The sequence below is a fragment of the Deinococcus sp. NW-56 genome, assembly GCF_002953415.1.
Classification (GTDB): domain Bacteria; phylum Deinococcota; class Deinococci; order Deinococcales; family Deinococcaceae; genus Deinococcus.
Genome location: NZ_CP026517.1, coordinates 298,243 through 322,517 on the forward strand (window position 1 = coordinate 298,243; position 24,275 = coordinate 322,517).

The following is a 24,275-nucleotide window of genomic DNA, read 5'->3' on the forward strand; positions in this document are numbered from 1 at the left end:
TCCTCTCGCCGCATTTCAGGAGCCTGACATGACTGCCACGTCCCAGCGCCCCCGCATCACCTCCGCGCCCCTTACCACGCCCGTCTTGTCTCTTTCCGAGGTCAGCAAGACCTACGGCGACGGCGAGGGCACCATCACCGCCCTGCACCCCGTCACGCTGGACGTGCGCCCCGGCGAGCTGGTCGCCGTGAATGGCCCCAGCGGCAGTGGCAAGAGCACCTTCCTGTCCATCGCGGGTGCGCTGCTGCGCCCCACCACCGGGCAGGTCAAGATCGCCGGGCAGGAGGTGACGGCGCTGCCTCAGGGGGCGCTGTCCGCCTTCCGCCTGGAACACCTCGGCTTCGTGCTGCAAAGCAGCAACCTGATTCCCTACCTGAACGTCCGCGAGCAACTCACCCTGGTGCCGCACCTCGCGGGGCTCCGTGGCCGCGACGTTCAGGCGCGGGCGGACGACCTGCTGGGGCTGCTGGGCCTCTCCGGGCGTGCCCGTCACCTCCCGGACGCGCTGAGCGGCGGGCAGCGGCAGCGGGTCGCCATCGCTCGCGCCCTGATGAACGACCCGCACCTGATCCTCGCGGACGAACCCACCGCCAGCCTGGACAGCGCCCGTGGCCGGGAGGTCGTCGAGTTGCTCGCCGGGCAGGTGCGTCAGCGGGGCAAGGCCGCCGTGATGGTCACGCACGACGAGCGGGTGCTGGACCTCTGCGACCGCGTGGTGAGCATCGTCGATGGGCGCCTGCGCGAGTAAAAGCACCCTACCTCTTGCGGGAACCTCACAGCAATCGCTCTTCCACGCCAACGCCTGCCACTGTGTAGTCAGGCGCTTTTCGATTCGGTCTTGGGAGTTGCACGGCGCGTGAGGACGCGAAACAGGATGAAGAAGAGACTGGGCACGCCGGTCAGCTCCAGGTGAAGAATGGCAGGTGGTGTTAATGAGGTCGCCGTCAGCGAACCTAACGTAGAGCCGCATGAGGCGGGCACAGTCAAGCCGCATTCCGACCTGCAGGTCAGCGTGTCCCAGTTGAACAGTCCTTTAAAGGGGACAGCTCACGGGTACGATGAACACGAGCAAAAACAGCTCTGAACTTCAGGGGGTTCAAATGGGACAGCGCGTCGCCATCTACTGCCGGGTCTCCACGGGGGACCAGTCCTGTGACCGCCAGGAACGGGACCTGCGAGCGTTCGCCGAGCGCGGCGGGTATGAGGTCGTGGGTGTGTTCAAGGAAACGGCGAGCGGAAGCAAGGACCAGCGGGCGCAGCGGGGCAAAGTGGTCGCGCTGGCGCGCGACCGTCACATCCAGGCGGTATTGGTCACGGAACTCACCCGCTGGGGACGCTCGACGACCGACCTGCTGCACAGTCTGCGGGAGTTGGAGGCGTGCGGCGTCTCGGTGATCGCGCAGACGGGCTTACAGTTTGACCTGAGTTCGCCCCAGGGCAAGCTGTTCGCGTCGCTGATGGCGGCACTGGCCGAGTTCGAGCGGGACCTGCTGCGGGAACGGGTGAAGTCGGGGATCGCGGCGGCACAGGAGCGCGGCGTGCAGTTCGGACGTCAGCCGGGTCAACGGGTCAAAGCCGAACGGTACACCGCGCGAGTGCTGCGGCTCCGTGCCGAGGGGCGGTCGTACCGGGAGATCGCTCGCGAGCTGCATCTGAGCAAGAACACCGTCATGGACATCGTGAAGCGCGCTTCAGCCGTTCGTCCGCGGGAGGACGAGGCGGCTTAGCGTACTACTGATCTTTGCGTAAATATGTAGCATATCCGTGTGACCGTGCCTCCCTGGCGGCCCAGCCGCCTCACCCGCAGTCAACTGGAAGAACGACGGCTCGCCGCTCAACCCGCCCTGAATGACCCTCGTCGCACAACCCGCGATCTGGCAGACCAGTTCGGCGTCGCTGAAGTCACCATCCGCGCTTGGCGAGCCCGGCTCAGACGGAACGGCGAGGAAGCGCTGCGCGCTTCCCGCGCCACCGGCCGACCCGAAAAGCTCACCGCCGCACAGCAGGAGGAGATCGGCCTGATCCTTGATGGTGATGCCCGATCACATGGCTTCGACACCAGCGGGTGGACCACACCGAAAATCCGGCATGTCATCGGCGTGACGTACGGCATCTGGCTCGATCGCGCGCACCTTTCCCGGAAACTGAAACGCTGGGGGTTCTCGTATCAGCGGCCCGCGGGGCGGGCCGTGGAGCGCAACGAAGACGACATCGCCACCTGGGTCCGCATCCACCGTGAGGCGCTGGGAAAAAAAAGTCACTGAGGGCGCCACGCTGGTGTTCTTGGATGAGAGCGGCTTCAGTCTGAAAACGACGAAGGTCCGTGCCTGGGGCCGGTGTGGACAGACCCCCATCATCCCGACCAGACTTCGCTGGGAGCACCTGTCCGTGATCGGTGCCATCACCACGGGCGGACAGTTTCTGCACCACACGCACCGCGGCGCGGTGCGTTCACCGCAGGTCGTGGACTTTCTCGAGCATGTCTTGCGTCACGTGGCCGGCGAAGTCGTGGTGGTGCTGGACCGGGCCATGATCCATCGATCGAAGGCCGTCCAGGCGTTCGTGCAGGAGCACGAACGCCTCTCTCTGGTCTACCTGCCGCCCTATGCGCCGGAACTGAATCCGATTGAGTTGATCTGGGCGGATCTCAAGCGGAACGTGGTGGGGAACTTCTGCGCAACATCGGTGACAGCGTTGAAGAAGCGATTGACAGTCGGGTGGCAGCGCATTCGGCGCAAAGGTTTGCCACTCGCCTTCATCCGAGGGACGCCCTTCTCGGCATCGTTACTAACTTAAGCAAGTATCAGTAAAGTTGCTGGATCTTGTAGTCACCCCAGCTTGATCAGGCGGTCGGGGGCGGGAATGGCAAAGGTGGGGAAGACGGTGAGAAAGAGGGCGCTCGGGCCACCCACCACTTCGAGGTACCCGTCCAACACTTCGAGGGAGTACCTCCGGAAGCCTGGGTGACCTTCGATGCTCGTGGTGTAGAGCTGTGCGTTCAGGTGTCCGAACGGGCACTCGCCCAGTTCGCTCAACCCGTCGACCAGGGAACGTCGAAGGGCGGCGGGGACCTCTGGAGGGAGACCGGGCGTGATGGGCAAGTTCCCCCGGACGTACTCCAGGCGGAGGTGTGGCGGGCGGTAAATGACAAATTCGGTGCAGTGGGGGGCAGGGGTACCCAGCGGGTGGACGCCAGTGCTCGCTTCAAGCAGGCTGGCGGTGGAATCGAACTCAGCCACTTGCTGATAGCCACATTCGTAGCATCCGACCGCTTCTCTCGGTGCATCCGACGTGCCGCGAGACGACCAGCAAGTGAGGGTGTGGCAATGGGGGCAGGGCACCGTGAGATCGCTCATGCCTTCAGGGTGCGGGCAGACCGGGTTGGTTTATGCGCTGAGCAGGGTGGGCAGCGGTTCCGGGGCCAGCCAGGAGGCGATTTCACTCAGGCCGCGTTCCAGGCCCCGGAAGCCGACGTAGGTGCCGTCCACGGTGTCCACTCCGAGGGAGGCGAGGGCGCGGACGCGGCGGGCGCTGTTCACGCGGCCCACGTGGACGGGGAAGCCTGCTTCTTTCGCGCGCCGGATCATGCGGGCGCCCTGGCGGGCTCGCCACGGGTCCGTGCCGCCCAGGAACGCGACCCCCATGCCGTCCGGAAAGGGCAGGTGCTCCGCGCCGTCTTGCAGGACGTACGCGAGCGGGAAGCCCCGCCCGATCAGGTGGTGCGCGTGGTCGAGGAAGCGCTGGAAGGTCAGGGGGCCGTCGCCGGGATGGTCGGGGACCACGACGAACAAGCAGGTGTCCGCGTAGGGGTCGAGGCGGTCGAGGTGAGTGGCGTACTCGTGGGGGCAGTACTGTTCCTGCCCGCTCGCGGAGTAGACGCCGCAATCGGAAGCCCAGGGGCGGCCGTGCTTGATGCTGCCGAGGCTGCGGTAGCCGGGGCCGGTCATCAGGCCGATGGTGGAGGGGGCAGAGCGGATATCACTCCCGGTCGAGGCGAGGTAGAGCATGCCTGGCCCGCTGCCCATGTGGGGGCGAGGGTCAAAGGCGAAACCCCCCGGTCTGCCGGGAGGGGCAGCCGGGGGGCTGGGGGATCATGGGGCGTCTGACGGGTGGGGTGCCCGTCCGGATCACTCCAACAGGAGGACGCTCAGTGAGGGGGCGGGCGTCACGTCCTCCTCTTCTTCCCGGTCGGGGTTACGCGGGAGGGCAAACTGGCGGTGGTAGTCCGAGTGCTGCACGGTGCGGGTGCTGATCTCCCGGACGGGTTCAGCCAGGGTCGTGCCCCAGTAGTCGCGGGCAGGAACGGCGACGCACACGGGCATGTCGTCCGGATGACGTGCGAGCTGGTCGATAAGTTCGCCGACGGTGAGGGTACGCAGTTCAGGCATGGGGGTCTCCTTCGGGGGGACGGGGGGTGAGTCTGACCCGGTCCTGCTGTCGCCCGCCCTCACAGGGCCAGGGTCACACGCGGAGCCGCCCCCGGTGGGCCAAGGTCGGCCGGGAGCGGCAGCGGTGCGCGGGTTACGGGTTCAGGCGTGCGATGCTCGTGGCGACCGTGTGGGAGATGAGGATACTGACGCCCGCCACGACGAGGGCTTTCAGGCCGTGCATGACCCAGGCCACACCGGGTGAGGGCGCCTCCCCATGCAGGAAAAGGAGGATGCTGTACGCCACGATCGCCGCCGCGATCAACGGCTTGAAGCAGGCTGGGGGGGGCGCATGAAACCAGTATCTCAGCTTTGTGGGAGGTCTTCGAAGCCTTCCCCGAGCTTCCAGATGCGCCGTAGAGGGGGCGAGAAGCTGTGGGCGGACTGCGCGACTTGCTCCGGGGTAAACAGGCCCTTGAGCTGGTAGGTAATCGGGGCCTTCAAGGTGTCGGCGACGTCCGGGTCCGACTGCACGATGGTGCACTTGCGGCTGGACTTGTCGTTCTGGTGCGCCTCTATGAGTTGGAGCAAGAAGACGGCGTCTGCCTCGGGATCGGTGCCCACGCGGCGCCTGACGACCTCCATGAAGGCGGCCTCCGCTTCGCGCGAGTCGTAATAGAACCACACGGCCCCACCGTCGCCCCGGTCTTCAGCCTGCGCGACGAGCTTCTTGTTGTGCATGATGCGAACGGAGTAGGCGGTGCCGTCAGAGGTTTCCATCTGCTGGAGTTTCTGGAGGTAGTAGCCATCAAAGCGGTGTCGACTGGGCATGAGGGTCTCCTTGAGGGGACAGGTCGAGGGTGTTCGGGAGGGGAAGCCCACGCTGCCGAGCGGCGTCCAGGGCCGCTTGCTGAGCGCCAGCGAGGGATGGGGCGTAGCCGTGCGCGGCCACCCCCAGGCGGGCGAAGCGGGGGTAACACGGGTTGTTCCCGGGTGCGTGGTCGTACACCCACCACTCGCAGTGCCCGCTGGCACCGCGCTGGATGTACAGCCAGCCGTCCCGCAGGGTGGGACCGAAATTGAGGATGTGCGTATCCAGGATGCCGCGCAGCCAACATCCCACCGGCCTACCCACGGGTGCTCCGGACGTGCGGCGGCACGTCGTCTTGCGGGAACAAGCTGGGCATGCGGGCAGGTGGCGGGGGAGCAGGCTGTTCCGGCAGATCGGCCCAGGTGAAGTCGCGGGCCACGACCAGCTCCTTCGCGGTCACGCCATGACCGCTGGTCATCTTGATGGGCCGCCACGCGAGACCGTGATCCCACGCGAGGGCCATCACCGCCTCGTCGTGTTCGTGCGTCATCAGCCACGGCACCCGCAGCGTCGCGCACGCGGCGAACAGTCGGGCGTGGTCGAGCTGGTGGTGCGTGTACAGGCGTTTGCCCGCGCTTTTCTTCCCGGCGGTGTAGGGGGGATCGACGAACACCACGGTGCCAGGGTGAAAGGGCGTGCGTTCCAGGATGCTCAGGGCGTCCCCGCGCGTGACCGTGACGCGGTGGCGGTGCGCGTGCAACACGGCAATCCGGCCCGCGAGCGTGGCTGGGTACCAGCGTTGCGCGAGGCCCTTGCCGTTCTCGCCCTTCTTCACGAGGCCTGCGCCGGGCGCGAGGATGCCGCCCCGGTTCACGCGGTTGCGCACCAGAGTTCGGAAGGCCCGGTCGAGCGTGGTGCGCGGGGTCGCGTGCAAGACCTCCAGTACGGTCTCACGGCGGAAAGGGAAGTCGAGGATGCGCTGCGCGAGCTGGGGAGCGTGATCGCTGTACACAGTGGCGTGAACCGCGTGAACGTCGGGGTCGAGTTCATTCAGCCAGACGCGAGCGGGCGTGTGCTCCAGCACCGTGGCGCTGAGGGCCGCGCCCCCGGCGAAGGTTTCCACGAACAGCTCCGGGGGGTGGGCCTGAAAGAAGCGCAGCAGCGAGGGCGCAAACCACGTTTTCCCGCCGGGGTACCGGAACAGCCCGCGCGTTTTCACGCGGGCGATGTTCTCCGGCTTCGCGGTAGGCAGGGTCATGGCGCAGCGTCGTGCTGACCCTCAGCGTCGTCCGGGTCGCCTGCGGCCTCCAGGTTCTCCACAAAGGTGTTCAGGGCGAACTCCACGGCCAGGGTGCCCACGAGGGTGTCACGGCCGAATTCTGCTTCCAGGGCCGCGAACGCAGCGGTGCGTTGCTCGTCCGTGAGCCAGTCGGCGTTCACGTCGCAGAGGGCCTGGACACGGCCAGGCGTCAGGGGGCGGGGCAGGCCGGAGATCCACACCCAGGCACTCACGTACGCGCCGTCATCGGTGCTGTCGTCGTCCACGCTGAGTTCCATGTCGTCGTCGATGGCGATGCTGCTAGACGTGGAGTTGCGGGCGTACGTGACCTGGGCACTTTGCGCGAGGTCACGCGCAAGGACGCGGGCCTGTTCGGTGCCGGGGAGTCCAGTGGTTTTCAGGGCTTCTTCCAGGGTCTGCTGGAGCCGCTGCACGTCTTCGGGGCGGAGCGCGGTAGGGAGATCGATGCGGAGTCGGGTCTGGGGGGGCTGGGTCATGGTGGGGCACGCTCCTTATGGGGCGGCCCGGCCCTGGCGGTGGCCTGCGTTCAGGACCGGGGGCCGGGCGGGGGAAGGTCAGGCGTAGGTGAGCATTTCGGCGAGGTCGGCTTCGGGCCAGGCGCCGTCCCCGGTGACGCGCAGCATCCGGGGCGAGTCGCCGGGCAAGCGGATGTCCCAGCTTCCGTCGTCCTCCCGCCACGCGGAGAGCACCCGGTACCCGGCGTCCCCGGTGTGGCTGCGGGTGTACAGCGCGGACTGCACGAGGGCATGCGGGACTTCCCCGTGCGGCGCGAGGGCGGCGGTGAGGTGCGCCCAGGCGGCCTCGGTCATGTCTCCGCGCCCGGTGTTCGGCTCCCCGCGCAGGAACTCGGCGCGGTACAGGGGGGGCACGCGCAGGGTGGCCGATGCGAGGGCGTCGTCGCGGGGAATCTCCGTGCGGAGCGTGCTCAGGTCCACATGCCCCAGGAAGCACACCTGGGTGATTCCGTCTTGCACGCTCAGCCGGAGCACGCCGCTGGGTACCTGAACCGCGCTGGCCGGGCCGTCCGCCTCGTCGTGGTAGTACCCGCAGCGGTCGCAGAAGGTGGTGGTGTCCCCGGTGCGGGTCTGGAAGTCGGTCTGGGCCGGGCCGCCGCAGTGGGGGCAGGGGGTCGTATCCATGACCTGACTACCCTTCAAAACGCGGCATGAGAGTCGCGAGGGTGTGCCAAGACGACCGAGAGGGATGCAGCAGCAGATCTTGAAACGCCGTTTAGGGCTTGAGTGACACGGCCTCGGGCAGCGTGGAGACGCGAAAAAATGGAGACGGTATGGCTAGATACCGTCTCCACCACAGTTTAGGTCGGCGAACCGTCATTCGTCAGCTTCACCGCTGGGCCAAGCGGCATTTCAGCGACCACAAGCGGTTCAGGCACCAGAAGCTCAGCGATGCGCTGCTGGTGGCCTTGCTGCTCAGCCGTCTCGTCTTCAAGCATCCGTTTCCGTCCATTTGGTGGCAGATGCTGAGGGAAGACCGGAGCGGTCTTCCCTCATACACCCAGGCTTACACCCGTGGCCTGCGGTTGCTCGACCGCCTCGAAACTGTCGCCAGCCCAGCCAGACGCTGCACAGAGGTCATCATCGACTCGATGCCGCTTCCGGTCTGTCGTCCCAAACGAGGGAAACGCTGCGCGTTTCCTGGCGCCAGGTGGGGCTTTGGGACGCAAGGTGACGTGTACGGCTACAAGCTCCACGCTTGGGTGACGCCGGAGGGTGAAATCGTCCAGTACCTGCTGAAACCTGCCAACCTCCACGACACCACGGTGAGCTACGAGCTGAACCACAGATGGCCGGAGTTCGGGGGGCCGAAGATCATTGGGGATAAGGGCTACTGCTGCCTGGGATACGTGTTTCCACCGAAGAAAAACTCCCGGTATGACACCGGGTGGCGGGAAGACCGCCACCCGAAGTTGCGCAAGCGAATTGAAACCGTCTTCTCCCAACTTGTTGAAGCCCAAATTCGCTCCGTTCAGACGAAGACGCTGGTCTCACTTCGCTTCCGTGTCGTCCTGGCCGTCCTCGCCCACAACCTCGCCCAGCCCTAAACGGCGTCTTGAAGATGGTCGAGGCCAAGCCGGAACACGGACACCGCACGGTGTCCGTGTTTCTTGATCCGTACGCCGTTCTCGGTTACCAGCAGCTCCCCAGTTACACAGGCCCAGATAAACGCCACACCGACCACCGTCAGCAGGGTGGAGACCCGTTCAGCACGGGTTAGCCCGGTGTCTTCCAGATTGAAGCCCCTCGTTTTGAGCGCGGAGTGCAAGTTTTCTGCCTGCCAACGCTGGGCATACCGTCGGAGATTCGGTCCCACGTGCCCCCGATAAGCGAGGTACAGCGTCTCCCCGGCCGCGTTCTTCGTCGCGGCCACCCGGAGTGACACACCGTAGATCAGGGTCTGGCGTCGCCAGACCCTGACTTCGCCCACTTGGAGCTTGTTGAACACAGCCCACACGGGCAGACGGTGTTGGCCGATGGTGGCGCGTGCAGGCAAGCGAATACAGGGAGCGATGCTGTGCTGATCGAGGAAACGAAACCAGTGCTGGCCGATGAATTCTCGGTCTGCCAGCAGGCACCGGACCTGCCGATCCGGGCAAAACGTCAGGAAGCGCAACACGAGTGATTCCCGAGTACGGGAATCACTCGCCCCACCATGTGGGAGCAATGCCCACATGAGGGGCAGACTGAACCCGTTCCACACAGCAGAAAGCAGCAGGATGTTCACGTCCTGCTGGCCGAGTCGCCAGTTGGTCCGGTCGAGGATCAGATCGACGGGACCGTCCGGCAGGAAGGACAGCGCAAATCTGGGAAACAAACCCTCGGGGAAAGGAAATTGGACGAAGCGACAGAGTCGCTGGTAGCGAGCTGTGAGCGTACCTGGCAACGGAACATGGGTCTTGAGGGTGTAGAGGACGACCGTGCGAGCCTGAATGACCGCCAGGACCAAGGCGGTGAAGACCATCAAGCGGCGGGCATCAAGGGGGAAGGCAGACCGCAGAACGGTCTGCAAGGTATCGTGAGGGGGTCGGCTCTTGGGTGCTTTCATCGCAGAAACACCGTATAAGAGCCGACTTTCTGCTGCCTGTCATCCGTTTTGAAGAGTAGTCAGGCCCCGGTGTTCCTCGCGGGCCTGCACCGCCCAGTCGTCCGCGCACCCCGCCAGAAAGTCCCCCCGGTACAGCTCCAGCGCCTGTCGGTAGGCCAGCAGGCGCGTCTCCTCGTCGCCCGCCCGCTCGGCCCGGCGCAGCGCGGCGTACAGCCGGTACACGTCCGAGGCCTGCAGCACCTCGTCCGAGAGCCGGAAGCGGCCATGCTCCTCGACCACGGCGTCCGGCCGCCCCAGTGCCCGGCGCAGGCGGTGCAGCGTGACCCGGAAGCGGTTGCCGCTCTGCTCGCCCATGTCGGTGTGCCACAGGTCGTTCAGGATCTCGTCGCGGCGCCGTCCCTCGGGGTGGGCCAGCAGGTAATGCAGCAGGTGTTCGGCGGACGCGGACCCCCAGTGGACGGGTTCGCCGTTCAGGGCCGCGTCCGTCTGGCCCAGGGTGAGCAGAAGCAGGTGCGTCATGACCATTCTCCTGAATGGGGGGGGGCGAGCACGCGGGACAGGCCGGGAAAGCGGGGGAAGCGGGAGGGGGGCCTTCCCTCCCGCATAGTCCTCCGCTGGGGGCGGGCGCAGGGAGTCCTGTCACGCGCTGAACAGGGCAGGCGGTGCTGCATGGGGTCGGGGTGTCCCCCCTGCCGGTCCGCTTCCCGGTCCCTGGAACGGCCGCCCGGCCCAGCGGCCCGCGCCTAGTTCCGGACAGCCTTCATGCGCCGTTCATGCCAGTGTCAGGAAGGCGGCCCGCTCTCCATCTGACGTTCATTTCCGAGTCACGGCCTCCACCTCACAGTGGGAAAAGCCAGGGCTCCCCGGTGAGCGGTGGGGCCGGAAGGCGGCGGCCGGGTGACGGTCACCCGCGGCCGCCGCTGTGGAGGAGGGAGACGCTATGAAGTATGCGAGTGCCTTGCTCGGACTGTCTCTGCTGCTGGCGGGCTGCGGCCAACAGGGGCCGACCCCGCCCGCGGTGCTGCGGACCCAGACCGCCGTGCCCTCGGGGCCGACCCTGAACCTGTCCCTGGCCGCCCAGCGCGAGCAGGTCCGTGACACCCAGACGACCTACAGCTGGACGCTGACCAAGCAGGCGGTGCCCGACGGCCGCGACGACACGGCGGTCTTCAAGGTCACCGCCGACCTCACGACCACGGTGGGCACCCCACAGGTCCGCTCGACGCGGACCACGGTGTCCAGCGGCGCGTCCCCCCTGCAACTGTGCAACACGAGCAGCGCGGCGATTCCCGTCGCCGCGCTGAGCCTGCAGGTCGTGGGGCTGGACGCGGGCGGCGCTCCCCTGGCCGACGCGATCGACGTCAGCGGCCTGTTTGGGGCGCTGCCGCTCTCCATTCCCGCCTCCGGGTGTCTCAGCGCGGCCCTGCTGCTGACGAGCGACGACGCCGCCCTGACCGCCGGGCAGCGGGCCATGCTGAACGCCGCCGCGAGCTTCCGGCTGGCCTACGCTGTGACCGCAGGCGGGAGCCTCAGCGGGGTGCAGGGGCCAGTCACCCCGGCGCTCTCCACGACCGACACCACCTCCAGCGTGGGGGACCGCAGCGTGACCCTGAGTGACCCCCTCTTCGGCTACTCGGAGACGGTCACCGGGGACACCACGAAGACCTTCACCAAGACCTTCTCCTGCGCGGACAAGGCGGGGCTGGTCGCGGTGCCGGGCAGCACGACCGAGTACACCTACGCCAACACCGCCTCCCTGAAGGGGAACACCACCGACCTGGAACGCAGCGCGAGCGACACCGTGACGCTGCGCTGCGCCGTCAGCGGCTGCACCTACACCCAGGGCTACTACAAGACCCACGCCGAGTACTTCCAGGGCAAGCTCAACCGCAAGTACGACCCCGACGCCTGGGCCGGAGCACGCAACTGGGTCGGCAACGAGACGCAGCTGCGGATCGGCAACCGCGACTACACCCAGCAGGCGATCACCAGCCTGTACGACACGCCGCCTGCGGGCAATCCGGCCATCGCCCTGTTCCACCAGCTCGCCACCGCCCGCCTGAACCAGCTCAAGTCGGTCCCGGCCCTGCCGCACCCCGACACGCTCGCGGCCATCAGCGCCGCCGACGCCTGGTTCGCCGCCAATCCCGACTGGGCCAGCGGCACCTTCGGCACCCGCCCGCTTGGCGAGTGGACCGGCATTCTGGACGCCTTCAACAACGGCGCCGACAGCCGTCACTGCGACTGACCGCTGCCGCCCTTCCGCCTCTGCATGACAGCTGAATGCCCTGTGACCCACGGTAGGCTCCCGGTTCTCCTGGGAGCCTGCCGTGCGCTGGGGGCGGGGTCCTTCAGGTCGTGGGGTTCCCGCTGCGGGGGGCCACGCTGGGACCTGGCCGGAAAACAGTGTTCCCACCCGGAGAGCGGGGGTGGGAACACGCGTTGGACGGGCGCTGGGGGCAGGGGAGCGGGGTCAGGCCCGGCCCTTCCCTCAGCGGGGGGCCACCACCACCAGCTTGAGGGCCGTGGTCCGGCTGCCGCCCTCGCCGCTCACGGTGACCACGACGTCGTAGCTGCCGGGGGCCGTTTCGGCGGGCACGGTGAAGGCGGCCTCGGCGCGGCCCTGGTCCAGCGCAGGGGTCAGCACCTGCCCGAAGGCCTCGATCCGCAGCTCGCGGGCCGCCTGGGTCTGCACCTGCACCCGCACGCGCGTTCCGGCGGCGGCGGTGCCGGGCGACAGGCGGCCGAACACCGCCAGTGTGCCCGCCGTGTAGGTGGTCACGGCCTCGCGCGGGGGCAGCGCGGCCCCCAGGGTCAGGGGCGCGGGCCGCTCGCCGGGCTGCAGGGTGATCGCCTGCGCAGGCTGGGTGGGCGTGTAGCCCTCCGGGAGCCGCGCGGGATCGAGGGCCAGGGTGTACTGCCCGGCGGGCAGGCCCCCCAGCCGCGCGGTGCCGCGGGCGTCCGCCTGCGACTGGCGCGACACCGGGCCGCTCAACACCACGCCGAGGTACGGCAGCGGCTCCTCGCCGGGGTCCACGGCGCCGTTGCGGTTGGCGTCGTGAAAGACCAGCGCCTCAAGCGCCGTCACGGGGGCGAAGGCGACGTTGCGCTCGGCGCGGCCATTCTCGGTCACCTTGACCCCGGCCGTCTCCAGCGCCTCGACGGTCGCGGGCAGCCCGGCGGGGAAGGTCAGGGCGTGGTCGCCCACCGGGGCGCGCACCCGGTAGTTGCCCTGTGCGTCGGACACGCCCCTCGCGCCCCCGATCTCGACCGTCACCCCGGCGAGTGGGGGTTCGTCCGGGTCGCGGGTGCCATTCAGGTTCACGTCGCGGTAGAGCGTGCCCTGCACCTCGCCGCCGATTCGCCCGCCGAACAGGTTCACCACGGCGTCCGGGGTGGCGAAGGCCCGGCGGAAGTCGTAGCTCACGCCCAGGCGCACCCCGTGGGTCAGGTTGCCCGACCCCAGGCCCTGCGGGGCCTGCAGGCGGTAGCCCGCGCTGAGGTTCAGGCCGCTCACGCCCACGTCGCGCACCCCCAGGGTCACGCCCAGCAGGTCGGCGGTCGCCAGGCTCTGCGGCTGCACTGTCCAGGTGCGGGCGTAGTCGAACGCGGTGCTCAGGCGCGGCGTCCACTGCCGCTCCCAGCGCAGGCCCAGGCCGTGGGTGGTGAGGGGATCGGCCCCGCCCTCCACCCGGCGCTCGAAGACGTAGCGCACCGCGAAGTCGTCCCGCCCCGGACGGTAGTCGACCTGCAGCGCCCCGGACAGCCGCTCGTCCGGCGGCTCCCCCGGCTCGGGGTCGCGCCGCCAGGCCACCTGCCCGGTGGCCTTCACGGGGCCACGAACCAGCGCCGCGCCCACCGCCGCCTGCTGGGCCAGGGCACCCGGCGCGTCGTCGTCCGAGCCCACCGTGTAGAGGCCCGAGGCCCGCAGCGACGCGCCCGCGACCTCGAAGGTGGGCGAGACGATTCCGGCCGACACGCTCCACTCCAGCTCGGAGTCGGGGAGGGTGCCGCCCTCCACCCGCCCGGACAGGCTGGCCCCCAGGCCCCGGGGACCGCTGTAGAGCAGCACCCCCGAGCCGTTCCAGACCACCCCGCCGGGCTGCAGCTGCACCGCCGCCGCCGCCCGCACGCCGAAGGGAGCCAGCCGGGTCAGTCCCCCGGTGATCCCGAAGACATGCACGCCGCTGAGGCTGCCGCTGTAACTCTGCGTGACGTCGAAGCCGTCGCCCTGGTAGGCGAGCTGCTGGGTCCAGAAGAGGCTGCCCTGGTAGAGGCCGTTCTCGCTCTGGCCCACGCCCGCGACCCCCAGCGACAGGCCCAGCCCCGGACTCAGCAGCCGGGCGTAGCGCACCCCGATCAGGTCGGTGCGCCGCTCGTCGTCGCCCCGGCTCACCAGCGAGGTTCCGGCGTCCAGCTCCAGGTCACCGCCCGCGACCCGCGTGCTGGCCCGTACCCCGGCGCCCAGCACCCGGCCGTCCGGCAACCGGGTGTACTGCACCCGGGGGCTGACCCGCCACGCCCCCCACAGCACGGTGCCGTCCAGCTGCCCCCCGCCCGCGCCCAGCGACAGGTTGGCGACCCAGCGCTCGGCGCCCAGCTGAATGCCGAAGGAGGTGCCCTGCGGCAGCGGCGACTCCCGGTCCCCCGTGAGGCCGGAGATGCCCGCCGTGCCGCGCACGTAGTCGGAGAGCGCCCCGCCCACGGTGGGCTGGAGGGCGTAGCGCACCGTCCAGTCGGTGCCCTCAGGCGACCAGGTGACCCCGACCTCGGCGGAGGTGCGGACCCGGAACAGCAGGCTGGGGCCTTCCAGCGCGGCGGCCTGCTGCCCGGCGGCCGTGCGGTACACCGCGTCGGTGCGGGTGGTCGCCCGCACCTCCGGGTCACGCGCCGACGCCGCCTCCACGAACAGCACGTAGCGGTAACCCTCCGAGACCTGCCCCGAGTCCAGCGAGACCGTCACGGTCGTCGCCTCGCCGGGCGCCAGCCGGACCTCCGGCACGCTGAGCTGCGGGCGTTCATCCACGTTGGTGACCCGCAGCCGGATGGTGTCGGGTTCGTTGCCGAGGTTGCGGACCTCCACGGGCACGCTCAGCGGCACGCCGGGCGTAGCGTCCACCCCCAGCGGGCTACGCAGCGCCACCCGCGCCTGGGCCAGCACCTGCACCGAGGCCTGGGCGCGGGCGACCTCGCGCTCGCCCTGCATCACCCGCAGGGTCAGCGGCGGCGAGGCCCCCACCGGGGCCAGCCCCGGCACCCGGAAGGTCACCGGCACCAGGGTGCGGCCCCGCAGGGTCAGCGTGCGCCGCCGGGTGACGGGCACCCACTTGGGCGGGCTGTCCACTTCGAAGACGTAGTCACCCTGGCCCTCCACGGCGAAGGTCAGGGTGACGTAGGTGTCCGGCGCCGCCTCGCGGGGGCCGGGGGCGCTGACCGTCGGTGGCCCCGACTGGGCCAGTGCCAGGGGAGCCAGCGCCGGAAGGACCGGGGGAGCCAGCAGCAGCCAGGCAAGGAGGAGCAGGGGGCGGGACATAGGAGGGCCTCACCTTCGGTGGGGAGCGCTTGCGGCTCCGGACCAGCACCAGGGATTCAGAGCCGGGGCGGGGGGTCAGGGCAGCGCCAGGGCGGTAAAGGTCATGTCGAACAGGTAGCCGCCGCCCACCTCCGCGCCGGTCAGGTCCAGCGCGAACTCGATGTTCAGCGGGAGCCACCCTGCCGACGGGCCGGTCCCGCTCAGGACCACCTGCGGACCGGGGGTAACCTGGGTCCAGGGACCGCCGTTGACCCGGAAGTTCAGCCGTGGCAGCGGCAGCGTGCGGCCCTGCACGTCGGGCTGTGCCCGGACCTCCAGCTGCACCGTCCAGGGCCGCGCCGAGCTGGAAAACACGCCGAACGCCTGCGCCGGGGCGAAGTAGCGGGCCGGGAACTGCGCGGGAGGATAGTTGTTCGGCCCCAGGTCGAAGGCCACCTCGGTGACGGCGGGCCGCCGTAGCACGATCAGGTCGGGAATCAGCGGGCGCAGCAGGGCGTCCGTCTGGGCCGGGGCCGGGCTGGGCAGGGGCAGCGCCGGAAACGGCACGCCCCCCTGCGCGGCCGCGCCCCCCAGCAGCAGGGCGGCCAGCAGGGCAGCGGGACCGGCGCGGCTCCTCCGGCAGCCCGGCGCTTGCGAACGGGAAATCATGGTCGGCCTCCTCCGGACCCTCCGGCACTGCCCGCACCGGGGGGAGGCGGCGGCGATGTCGGCGTGGCCGAAGCGGGCGCGGCCGCCTTGAGATCGAAGGGCAGCGTCACCACATGCTCGGCGAGGATGTCCTTGTTCTTCTGACCGTTGTTCAGGATCACGAGGGCGGTGTACTGCCCCTTGGGCACCGGCCCGGCCCACGCGGAGCGCAGCAGCAGGCTGCGGCCCGGCAGCGCGACCGCGATGTCCAGCGGCAGGGTCGCCACCAGGGTACCCGCCGCGTCGCGCAGCTCGACCCGGCCCTGCACCGCCACCGCCGAGTTGCCGGAGTTGGTGTACTGCACGGCCAGCTCATAGGCCCCGGTGTCGGTCTTGGGCACGTTCTCGAAGATGCCCGTGACGCTCCCGGCGGTCGTCATGGGCTGCACATGCACGTACATGGTGTGACCCACCCGCAACCGGAAGCTCGCCAGCGTCTTGCCCGGCACCGCCGCCGGTTCCTGGCCCTCGAACATCAGCACGGCCCAGTGGGTTCCGGGCGCGGCGTTGGCAGGCACCTGGATGGTGTAGCGCACCTGCTTGGTCTCCTGCCCACCCAGGTCCAGCTCGCTCGGCGACACGGTGGTCCAGGGACCGCTGCTTTCCTTGACGCTCCCGACCGGCACGAACTCGCTCTCGCCCACCTCGCTGATGTTCATGTCCATCAGGTAGACGGCGACCTTCAGCCGCAGGGCGGTCTTGTTGGGGTTGTAGATGTTGAGTACCTGCGTGACCGTCTGGCCCGGCGTGACCGTGTAGTGCCGCGTGATCGGGTCCACACCAATCGTGCCCTGGGCCGAAGCCAGGGCCGTCAGTGCCAGCAGGCAGGCGAGCAGTCGGGCGAGAATACGCATAGGGGGCAGCCTCCTGGGGCGGGGGGTGGAGCTGCGGCGCGGCACCGGGCACGGGAAAAGAGCAGGGCAAAGGGGGCAACGCGGTCACTCCTCGCGTTGCCCCCGCCGAGGCTCAGTTGCCGGTGGCGAAGCCGGTGGTGTTGGAGGTCAGGGTGTAGGTCAGCGTGGCGATGTTGTCGCCCGCACGGTCGCCGTCGACTACGACGGCCACGACCACCAGGTCATCCAGCCAGCTGGTGTTGGCGCGGCAGGTCGGCGGACGCGACGGAACACTCTTGTCCGTGCTGGAGGTGCTCTTACTGGCCGCCGCCGCCCGCGCTCCGGTGGTGCCCACCGTCATGCGGCGGGGAATCAGCTCGCGCTTCGCGCCGGGGGGCAGGTCGTACAGGCCAGTGCCGCCCTCGTCGCCCCAGAAGTCACAGGGGTTGTCCTGGATGTACATCAGCTGGTTGCCCTGGGCACCCGCACCGGGGTTGTCGCGCTGAACTTGGAGCTTGAAGCCGCCCACGTTCGAGAACTTCTGAATAATGAAGCTCCGGTAGCAGACGAAGTAGTCCTTGCTGCCCGCGACCAGTTCGCCATTTTCCCCGGTCCGCACGGGCGGGTACTGGGTGACCTGGGCGCCCGCGTTGATGGTGATCTTGCCGAACTCACCCGCGACCGGCGTGTAGGAGGTGCCGAGGGGCAGTACCTGGGTCTGGTTCCAGAACTCGTTGCCGAGCTGCTGGCGGACGTCGGTTCCCGTTCCCCGACCGTACGCGCAGTACCAGGTGCCATCCTGGTTCTGCTGGCCGATCTGGCTGATGTCGAAGACCAGCTGGCTGGCGTCGAGGTGCAGCGCGGTGGCTTCCGGCAGCCTCAGGTTCACCGTCTGGGTAACAGAGGCGGTCCTTCCGTTCTGGATGTCCACTTGGTCCGGTCCCGAGCCGGTGGTGGGGTTAATGGTCTGCGCTCCGGCAACACTGGCGAGCAGCATCAGAGTGGCGGTCATCCAAGTACGCATAGTGGCTCTCCCTTGTCGTGCGTCTGTGGTGCGTCGGGCGGTGGGCCGAAGTTCTGGCTTGCGGTTGGTGGGCCAACAGTCCTCCTGTACCGAGTGGGTGGGGCACGCCCCCCTGACTTCGCCGTGCAGCCGCACTGTAATAAGAGTTGCGTTACAGCAGAGTGAAGAATCGATGGGAGCTGTCACACACCGTCTGAGAAGCCGGTCCCGCTCCCGGTGCCCTGCCCGCCCCCGCCACAGCGCTCCGCCCGGCCGGGCTTTTCTGATCACTGGATGAAGGCCAGGGGAGAAGAGAGGCTGAACTGTCCATCCGTCATCCCTCGGCCCGAGCTGTGGAGCAGGCCCCCTTGTTTTGCCCCGCCCAGCCGCCAACTGCCACCTGACCTTCACCTCGCAGACACGCTCTGTACATGCCCCCTTCACGAAAGGCGCCGCTGGGGGTACGCTGGGGTGGAACATCCCGAACAAGTCACGGGGAGTCGCTCTCCCCGGGCGGTGATGGGCACGGCTCCGATTGGCTTTTCCCCGTGTGGCCGACCACGGACCCCACACGGTCCCGGGGGTGGAACGTGACAACGTCGCTACAGGGTCCCGCGAGTGCTCTCCCGACGGTGGGAACCCAGACCTGGCGCCTTCAGGTGTTGGGGCACGTCGCCCTGTGTGACGGCGACGACGTGGTGCCGCTGTTTCACAAGGGGCTGGCGCTGGTGACCTACCTCGTGCTGGAGGGCCGCGCCCACCACCGCGAACATCTGGCCGCCCTGCTGTGGGACACGCCGGACGCGCTGGGCAACCTGCGGGTCGAACTGCTGCGGCTGCGGCGCCGGGGCGTGGGGCTGCTGCCCCCGCGCCAGCCCATGCTCTCGCTGCGCTGCCGCACCGATCTGGACGACTGGGAGGCGGCCCCCGACGATTTCCGCAGCGAGTGCGAGGTGCTGGAGTGGCTCTCGCCGCTGCGCGGCCCGGCGCTCAGCGGGCTGGAAGACCTGGGCACCACCGCCTTTCACGACTGGCTGGACAGCCAGCGCAGCGCCCTGCACGACCGTGTGGAGGCGCGGCTCGCGCGGGCCGCCTCGGTGCTGGCTGCGCGGGGGGACCAGGCCAGCGTGCGGTTGATCGCCGCGCGGGCCGAGGCCCTGGGCCTGGAACTGGGCAGCGTGCGCCCCGCGCAGGAGACGCCCGTGCTGTGGCCCGCCCAGCAGGCCCGGTGGCGCGAGGTGCTGGGCCGCGCCCGGCACCAGCCTCAGCTCGTGCTGCTGCACGGCGAGGCCGGGACCCGGCGCGAGATGCTGGACACGCTGGTGCGGGGCAGCGCGTGGCAGACCGTGCAGGTTCACGCGGGCAGCGGCGGCCCGCTGTGCTGCGCGGCGCTGGGGGTGCAGCTGCGCCGCCTGCTGCCCCCGGGGAGCGGGGTGCCCAGACGGCCGGAGCCGGACAGCCTGCTGGAACTCGCCGAGTTGCTGGGGGCCGTGACCACGCCGCTGCTGCTGGTGCTGCACGACCCCTCGCCGGACGACCCCTGGTGGGTGGCCCTGATCGGCACCGCGCTGGATCTGCCCTCCGCGCTGACCGTGGTGGTCACGGACTCCGCGCCCACCCACCTGAATCCCCGGCCCCTGGCGCCCCTGCTGCGGCGCGTCGCCGGACCCCGGCTGCACGTCCTGGCCCTGCTGCCCCTCGGCGTGGAGGAGGTCTCCCGGATGCTGCAGGCGCGGGATTCCGGCCCGGAGGCTCCTGCGCCCGATGACGGGCTGGCCGCCCAGCTGGTGCAGTGCACGGAGGGGTCGCTGCCCTACCTGCAGGCCCTGCTGGAACGCGACCCCCCGGTGCCCGACTACCGGCTCCCCGCGCCGGTGGCCGAACTGCTGCTCGCGGGGCTGGCGGCCCGGCCCGCCGCTGAGCGGCACGCCCTGGCGCGGCTCGCGCAGGTGTACGGTCCCATCACGCCGGACCTCGCCGCTGCCGTGCTGGGGCCGGAGGCGGACGACCGCCTGGCCCTGGGGGTGAGGCTGGGCCTGCTCGTGCCGGTCGAGGCCACCGAGACCCTGCACCTCCCCGACCTCAGCGTGCGGACCCCGGACGGCGCGGCGGCGCTGGGCTTTGCCCACGAGCTGACCCGCTGCGCCCTGGCGGCCACGCTGCCCGCCCACGAGCGGGACGCGCTGCGCCGCGACCTCGCCCGCGCCCTGCTGCCCGGCGACCCCGCCCGCAGCCTGCTGTACGCCGAGCGGACCGGCGACCCGGAGCTGCGGGAGCGGGCCAGGGCCGCGCTGCCCGCCCTCCCGGCTTCCCCGCTGCGGGGGCAGGGGCCATGTCCGGTGCCCGCCACGTCTCCCCCACCGGGGGACCAGCCCCGGCAGGAACACCGGACCCCCGGCGGCTACCGGGTGCTGGCCGAACACGGCCTGCTGCGGGTCCTGCGCCGGGGACACCCCGGTCCCTCGCCGCTGCTGGTCCTGAAGCTGGGCGCGGGGGACGCGGTGCCGGGCGTGGTCGCGCGGGTGGACCTGCTGCCCGCTGCTCCGCGCCCGGACCAGTGGCCGCCCGAATTCGCCCTGGGCCTGCGGGTGGAGGGCGGCCCCCGGCTGCTCTACACGTCCGGCCCCGTCCCCCCCCACGAGGTCGGCGGCGTGCCCCACGTCTACGGGGGCCTGCTGCCGCTGGGCCGCTGGGTCTGCCTGAATGTCGCCCCGGGCCGCGTCACCGAGCTGAGTGTCCGCAGCCAGCAGGTCGCCCTCACGCTCGCGGCCCCGGCCCTCACCAGACACCACCGCTAGAAGCGGGCGCGGCCGGGTTCCTTGCCCAGGACGTCAGGGCGTCACGGGACACGGCTATCGGGCGAGGTGCGGAGACTCGCCTGCACCGGGGCCAGGCGGACCAGCGCCCGTGGAGCCGAGGGGTCAGAGGGGCCTTCAGAGCGGGTTCTTCTCATGGGAGCCGGGTCACAATGTGGGGCGCATGAACCGGAAGTGGCCGAGACAGCTCGAACTGATGGAGCGGGTGGGGGAAGGCTGGCTGGGGGAAATCTACCTCGGGCGGGATCAGACCTCGCCCCAGCAGGTGTATACCCGGGTGCTGGGGGACGCCGCCCTGCCGCTGCTGGCGCCGCTGACGGCCCAGCTGCTCTTTCACGCGACGGCGACGCACCCGCATATCCTGCCCACCTCCCTGCCCGAGGTGAGCGGTCCACACACCTTCTACTCCATGCAGCCTGCCGAGCGCGGCTCGCTGCGGACGCTGGTGGAGCGCTCCCGGGCCGACGGGGAGCGGCCCGATCCCCTGACCGCGCTCGACCTGATCCGGCAGGCGGGCGAGGCCCTCGCCTACGCGCACGCGCAGGGCACCCCGCACGGCAACCTCAAGCCCGAGAACGTGCTGCTGCAACCCGGACGGGCGCTGCTGGGCCGCGAGGGCTTCCACGTGCTGCTGAGCGACTTCGGACTGAACACGCTGCGGGCACCCGCGGAGAGTCCCTATCTCAGTCCCCGGCAGCGGCGCGGCGAGCCGGGGGACGTGGCAGGCGACCTCTACGGGCTGGGGGCGCTGCTGTTCTTCGCCCTGAGTGGGGAGGACCCGCCGCTGACCCCAGTCCCGGACACGCTGCAGGCCCTGCCGCTGGAGCAGCGCCCGCTGGTGGCCCGCGCCCTGGGGCTGCTGGCGCCCTTCCCGGATGTCCCGGCCTTGCTGGAGGCGCTCTCGCGGCCGCTCGCCGGGGCCGGAGCCGCGCCCGCCGTCACCCTGCGGCCCGAGCAGACGCGACTCGTGCTGGTGCCGGGGGAACCCTTGGTCACGCGGGTGAGGCTCACGGCGCAGGCTCCCCTGAGCGCCGCGCTGCAGGTCGAGGGCCTGCCGCCCGAGTGGGTCACCCGGCCGCCTGGGGTGCAGCTTCAGGCCGGGCAGGAGGTGACCCTGCCGCTGGAGTTCCGGGTGCCGCGCCACTCGGAGGCCCGCAGCGGCGAGCGCGAGGTGCGGCTGCGGCTGGTGCGCGGCCGGGCGGGTGCGGGGCCGGGGCCGGGCGAACTGCTGGCGCAGGGGGCGCTGGTGGCCGAGGTGCGGCCCTTCCACGCGGGGACGCTGAGCCTGCACGGCCCGGCAGGGACGGTCGGGCGACGGGCACGGCTGGAACTGGACCTCACGAACACTGGCAACCACCCCCAGCGCTACGACGTGCGGACGCAGGTGCCGCCGGGGGGCCGCCTGATCGGACCGCCGCCCGCGTCGCTGACCCTGGCGCCCGGCGAGCGGACCCGCGCGGCGCTGGACGTGCATCTGCCTCCCGCCCGGCTGCGCGGCGCTCGGCGCGAGGTGGGGGTGACCGCGCGGGAGCTGGACCGCGAGGGAAGCTCCCCCGGGGGCGTCCTGCACGCCGGACTCACCCTGCGCCAGCGCCCCGCCGTTCCGGGCTGGGCCACCGCCGCACTGGCGGGTGCCCTGGCCCTGGGAGCCTGGCAGGCGGCCCGGCCCCCCAGCATCGGCGCCTTCACGGCCCAGGCTGCGTCCAGCGCCGTGCCCACTCCCGGCGAACCCCTCACCCTGAGCTGGGACACGGCGGGGGCGCGGGAGGTGGTCATCCGCGAGCTGCCGGGGCAGGCCCTGACGCCGCGCGGCGCCCTGGAGTTGCCCGCCTCCCCCGGCACGACGACCTATACCCTCCAGGCGCGGGGGTGGCTGCGCTCGGCCGAGCGGCGGGTCACCGTCCGGACGCGCCCGCCCGCGCCCAGGATCACCGCGCTGAGCGTGACCCCACCCACGGCGGCCTACGGCGAACCCGTCACCGTGCGCTGGGAGGTCCGCGACGCGCCGCCGGGGGGGCAGCTTCAGCTCAGCCCGCTGGGAGAGGTCCCGGCGCGGGGCGAGCGCCGCCTGCCCCTCACGCGCGACCTGACCTTCACGCTGACGGTGCCTGCCAGCGAGGCGGGAGAAGCGCGGCAGGAACGGGTCCGGGCCACCCTGCGCCCGCCCACCATCACCCGCCTGACCGTGACGCCGGAGCAGGCGCGGCCGGGCGAAACCGTCACCGTGCAGTGGCAGGTCCGCGGAGCGCGGCAGGTCCGGCTGAGTGGTCTGGGCACCCTGCCCGCCCAGGGCCGCCGCCCCCTGACCGTCCCGGCGGACGCTCGGGCGCCCCTGCGCCTCGTCCTGCGGGCCAGCAACGGCCAGCGCGAGGTCACGGCCGCCGCCGAGGTGGGCGTCACCCTCCCGCCGCCGGTGGTCACCGCCTTCCGGGTGGTGCCCCAGACCCCGGTCGTGGGCCAGCCGGTCAAGGTCTTCTGGCGCACCAGCGGGGCCGAGGGGGTGGAGCTGCGCTGGAACGGGGAGCAGCGGCGCCTGCCCGCGCGGGGGCAGTTCACCCTGACCGCCACCGCCGACCTGCGCGAACTGGGGCTCCAGGCGCAGGCCGGGGGCCGCGCCTCCGCCGAGCGCCGCCTGACGCTCACGCCGACGCCCCCGGCCCCAGCCCCAGCGGCCCCAGTGGCGCGGGCGTCGGCGCCGGCCGCGCCAGCCCCGGCCGCACGAACGCCCACCCCCCCCACGCCTTCCCCGGTGGCCCGTACCCCCGGGCGGACAGCTCCCGCACCCGCGAGGCCGGAGCAGGCGCCCCCGGTCCCCACGGAGCCGCGAGGGACCGCGGCGCTTCCCCCCGGGCCGGACCGCGTGCCCACTCCACCCGCCTCTTCCCCACCGCGCCCGGCCCCGACCTCTCCGGCAGCGGCACCCCCGGCCGCCGTCCCGGTCAAGGTCCTGGGGTTCCGCAGCGAGACGGCCGTGCCCAGGGCCGGGGCGCCCCTCACCGTGCGCTGGAACGTGCGCGGGGTGCAGCAGGTGGTCCTCTCCAACGGGGCGGGGCAGCGCATCGGCGTCTATCCGGCCCGGGGGACGGCGACCCTGCGGCCCCGGCAGGCGGGAGCGTTCCGGGTGGTGCTGGGAGAGCCGCAGAGCACGCGCCCGCTGGCCGACCTCTCGCTGACGGTCGGGCGCGGGGAGGCCCCGCAGTCCCCGCGCTCCGTGCCCCCCGCCCCGCGCCCGGCCCCTGCCGTGACGGTCCTCGACTTCCGGGCGGCCCCGGCGCAGGTACAGGCGGGCCAGGCGACCACCCTGGTCTGGCGGGTGACCGGCACCCCCAAGGTCTTTGTGGCCGGGCTGAGCGGGCCGAATCCCGACGGCTCGTTTCCCCCCGCCTACACGGTCCTGACCCCCCGGCTGAGCCGCAGCGTGACCTACGTCCTGCGGGCCGGGGAGGTCACCCGGACCGTGCAGGTGCCGGTGGGCGCCGCCGCAGCCCCGCCTGCCCCCCTTTCCCCCGGCAACGAGGCCGCCCCCTCCCCCTACCGCGCCCTGGCGGGCCGCTGGACACATTCGCTGGGGCAGCTCAACTTGCAGGTCACGGGCCACCGCGTCACAGGCACGCTGCTCTCCTCGGACGGGAGCCTGCCCAGCGGGACCCTGCGGGGCACCCTCCAGGGCGCGCCGGAGGCCGCCAGCTTCAACGGCTACCTGACCGCCGGGGAGCGCCAGGTGGCGGTGATCCTGAGGTTCACGGGCGCGGCGACCTTCGAAGGGGTCTACGCCGGGGAGCGGCGGCAGGCCTGGTGCGGCGGGCGGGGAGAGGCCGCGCCCCGCTGCTGACGGGGGGGCACGGGCAGCGCCGCTTCCCGC

The 24,275-nt window shown here is 70.9% G+C and carries 21 protein-coding genes; 7 read left to right on the forward strand and 14 right to left on the reverse strand.

Annotation, left to right across the window (positions count from 1 at the left end; all coding sequences use genetic code 11):
• Positions 1–28 precede the first annotated feature (28 nt).
• The 3 genes from C3K08_RS15320 (at position 29) to C3K08_RS15330 (ending at position 2,796) form a co-directional block, all read left to right on the forward strand.
• Complete coding sequence (locus C3K08_RS15320; protein WP_104992325.1) at positions 29–748, forward strand: ABC transporter ATP-binding protein; 720 nt, start codon at positions 29–31, stop codon at positions 746–748.
• 352 nt (positions 749–1,100) lie between these two features.
• Complete coding sequence (locus tag C3K08_RS15325) at positions 1,101–1,727, forward strand: recombinase family protein (protein WP_104992326.1); 627 nt, start codon at positions 1,101–1,103, stop codon at positions 1,725–1,727.
• A 45-nt stretch (positions 1,728–1,772) separates the two neighbouring features.
• Positions 1,773–2,796, forward strand: a protein-coding gene (locus tag C3K08_RS15330) for an IS630 family transposase (RefSeq protein WP_234009264.1) whose coding sequence is annotated in 2 segments (ribosomal slippage) — positions 1,773–2,228 and positions 2,230–2,796 — 1,023 coding nt in all. Because the reading frame shifts where the segments join, the coding sequence is not laid out codon by codon here.
• 32 nt (positions 2,797–2,828) lie between these two features.
• Here C3K08_RS15330 and C3K08_RS15335 read toward each other — a convergent pair.
• The 8 genes from C3K08_RS15335 to C3K08_RS15365 form a co-directional block, all read right to left on the reverse strand.
• On the reverse strand, positions 2,829–3,239 hold the full coding sequence (locus tag C3K08_RS15335) for a hypothetical protein (RefSeq protein ID WP_104992327.1): 411 nt from the start codon (positions 3,237–3,239) through the stop codon (positions 2,829–2,831).
• A gap of 147 nt (positions 3,240–3,386) precedes the next feature.
• Positions 3,387–4,007, reverse strand: a complete 621-nt coding sequence (locus C3K08_RS15340; protein WP_104992400.1) for a hypothetical protein — start codon at positions 4,005–4,007, stop codon at positions 3,387–3,389.
• A 120-nt stretch (positions 4,008–4,127) separates the two neighbouring features.
• Positions 4,128–4,388 (reverse strand): hypothetical protein, encoded by a 261-nt coding sequence (locus C3K08_RS15345; RefSeq protein WP_104992328.1) that lies wholly within the window; start codon positions 4,386–4,388, stop codon positions 4,128–4,130.
• A gap of 133 nt (positions 4,389–4,521) precedes the next feature.
• Positions 4,522–4,674: a hypothetical protein gene (locus C3K08_RS18080; protein ID WP_158680009.1), complete on the reverse strand. Its 153-nt coding sequence runs from the start codon at positions 4,672–4,674 to the stop codon at positions 4,522–4,524.
• 59 nt (positions 4,675–4,733) lie between these two features.
• Positions 4,734–5,198, reverse strand: coding sequence for a hypothetical protein (locus C3K08_RS15350; RefSeq protein ID WP_158680010.1), 465 nt, complete (start codon positions 5,196–5,198; stop codon positions 4,734–4,736).
• Positions 5,199–5,494: 296 nt separating this feature from the next.
• A complete protein-coding gene (locus C3K08_RS15355; RefSeq protein WP_104992330.1) occupies positions 5,495–6,436 on the reverse strand; it encodes a DNA adenine methylase in 942 nt (313 codons plus the stop codon).
• On the reverse strand, positions 6,433–6,954 hold the full coding sequence (locus C3K08_RS15360; RefSeq protein ID WP_104992331.1) for a hypothetical protein: 522 nt from the start codon (positions 6,952–6,954) through the stop codon (positions 6,433–6,435). The genes C3K08_RS15355 and C3K08_RS15360 overlap by 4 nt, the downstream gene beginning before the upstream one ends.
• Before the next feature lie 78 nt (positions 6,955–7,032).
• Positions 7,033–7,617: a hypothetical protein gene (locus tag C3K08_RS15365; RefSeq protein WP_104992332.1), complete on the reverse strand. Its 585-nt coding sequence runs from the start codon at positions 7,615–7,617 to the stop codon at positions 7,033–7,035.
• 149 nt (positions 7,618–7,766) lie between these two features.
• Between C3K08_RS15365 and C3K08_RS15370 the strand changes: the two genes are divergently transcribed.
• Positions 7,767–8,540, forward strand: coding sequence for an IS982 family transposase (locus C3K08_RS15370; protein ID WP_104992333.1), 774 nt, complete (start codon positions 7,767–7,769; stop codon positions 8,538–8,540).
• On the opposite strand, the gene C3K08_RS15375 is transcribed toward C3K08_RS15370, so the two are convergent.
• Together C3K08_RS15375 and C3K08_RS15380 are read right to left on the reverse strand one after the other, a co-directional pair.
• A complete protein-coding gene (locus tag C3K08_RS15375) occupies positions 8,537–9,541 on the reverse strand; it encodes an IS4 family transposase (protein WP_104992334.1) in 1,005 nt (334 codons plus the stop codon). The two genes, C3K08_RS15370 and C3K08_RS15375, sit on opposite strands and share 4 nt — an antisense overlap.
• Before the next feature lie 39 nt (positions 9,542–9,580).
• Positions 9,581–10,060 carry a BTAD domain-containing putative transcriptional regulator gene (locus tag C3K08_RS15380; protein ID WP_104992335.1) on the reverse strand — a complete coding sequence of 160 codons (480 nt, stop codon included), beginning with the start codon at positions 10,058–10,060 and terminating at the stop codon, positions 9,581–9,583.
• Positions 10,061–10,481: 421 nt separating this feature from the next.
• On the opposite strand from C3K08_RS15380, the gene C3K08_RS15385 reads away from it, so the two are divergent.
• On the forward strand, positions 10,482–11,789 hold the full coding sequence (locus tag C3K08_RS15385) for a hypothetical protein (protein WP_104992336.1): 1,308 nt from the start codon (positions 10,482–10,484) through the stop codon (positions 11,787–11,789).
• A 243-nt stretch (positions 11,790–12,032) separates the two neighbouring features.
• Here the strand turns inward: C3K08_RS15385 and C3K08_RS18840 are convergent, their stop codons facing one another.
• From C3K08_RS18840 to C3K08_RS15405, 4 genes are all read right to left on the reverse strand, one after another.
• Positions 12,033–15,074, reverse strand: coding sequence for a hypothetical protein (locus C3K08_RS18840; protein ID WP_104992337.1), 3,042 nt, complete (start codon positions 15,072–15,074; stop codon positions 12,033–12,035).
• A 75-nt stretch (positions 15,075–15,149) separates the two neighbouring features.
• Positions 15,150–15,722 (reverse strand): hypothetical protein, encoded by a 573-nt coding sequence (locus C3K08_RS15395; RefSeq protein ID WP_104992338.1) that lies wholly within the window; start codon positions 15,720–15,722, stop codon positions 15,150–15,152.
• Positions 15,719–16,615, reverse strand: coding sequence for a hypothetical protein (locus C3K08_RS15400; protein ID WP_104992339.1), 897 nt, complete (start codon positions 16,613–16,615; stop codon positions 15,719–15,721). Before C3K08_RS15400 ends, C3K08_RS15395 begins: the two co-directional genes overlap by 4 nt.
• Before the next feature lie 112 nt (positions 16,616–16,727).
• The gene (locus tag C3K08_RS15405) at positions 16,728–17,606 is read right to left on the reverse strand and encodes a hypothetical protein (RefSeq protein WP_234009245.1); all 879 of its coding nucleotides are present in this window, start codon (positions 17,604–17,606) and stop codon (positions 16,728–16,730) included.
• 581 nt (positions 17,607–18,187) lie between these two features.
• On the opposite strand from C3K08_RS15405, the gene C3K08_RS15410 reads away from it, so the two are divergent.
• Together C3K08_RS15410 and C3K08_RS15415 are read left to right on the forward strand one after the other, a co-directional pair.
• On the forward strand, positions 18,188–20,395 hold the full coding sequence (locus C3K08_RS15410; protein ID WP_158680011.1) for a hypothetical protein: 2,208 nt from the start codon (positions 18,188–18,190) through the stop codon (positions 20,393–20,395).
• Positions 20,396–20,576: 181 nt separating this feature from the next.
• Positions 20,577–24,245 carry a protein kinase gene (locus C3K08_RS15415; protein WP_104992342.1) on the forward strand — a complete coding sequence of 1,223 codons (3,669 nt, stop codon included), beginning with the start codon at positions 20,577–20,579 and terminating at the stop codon, positions 24,243–24,245.
• Positions 24,246–24,275 lie beyond the last annotated feature (30 nt).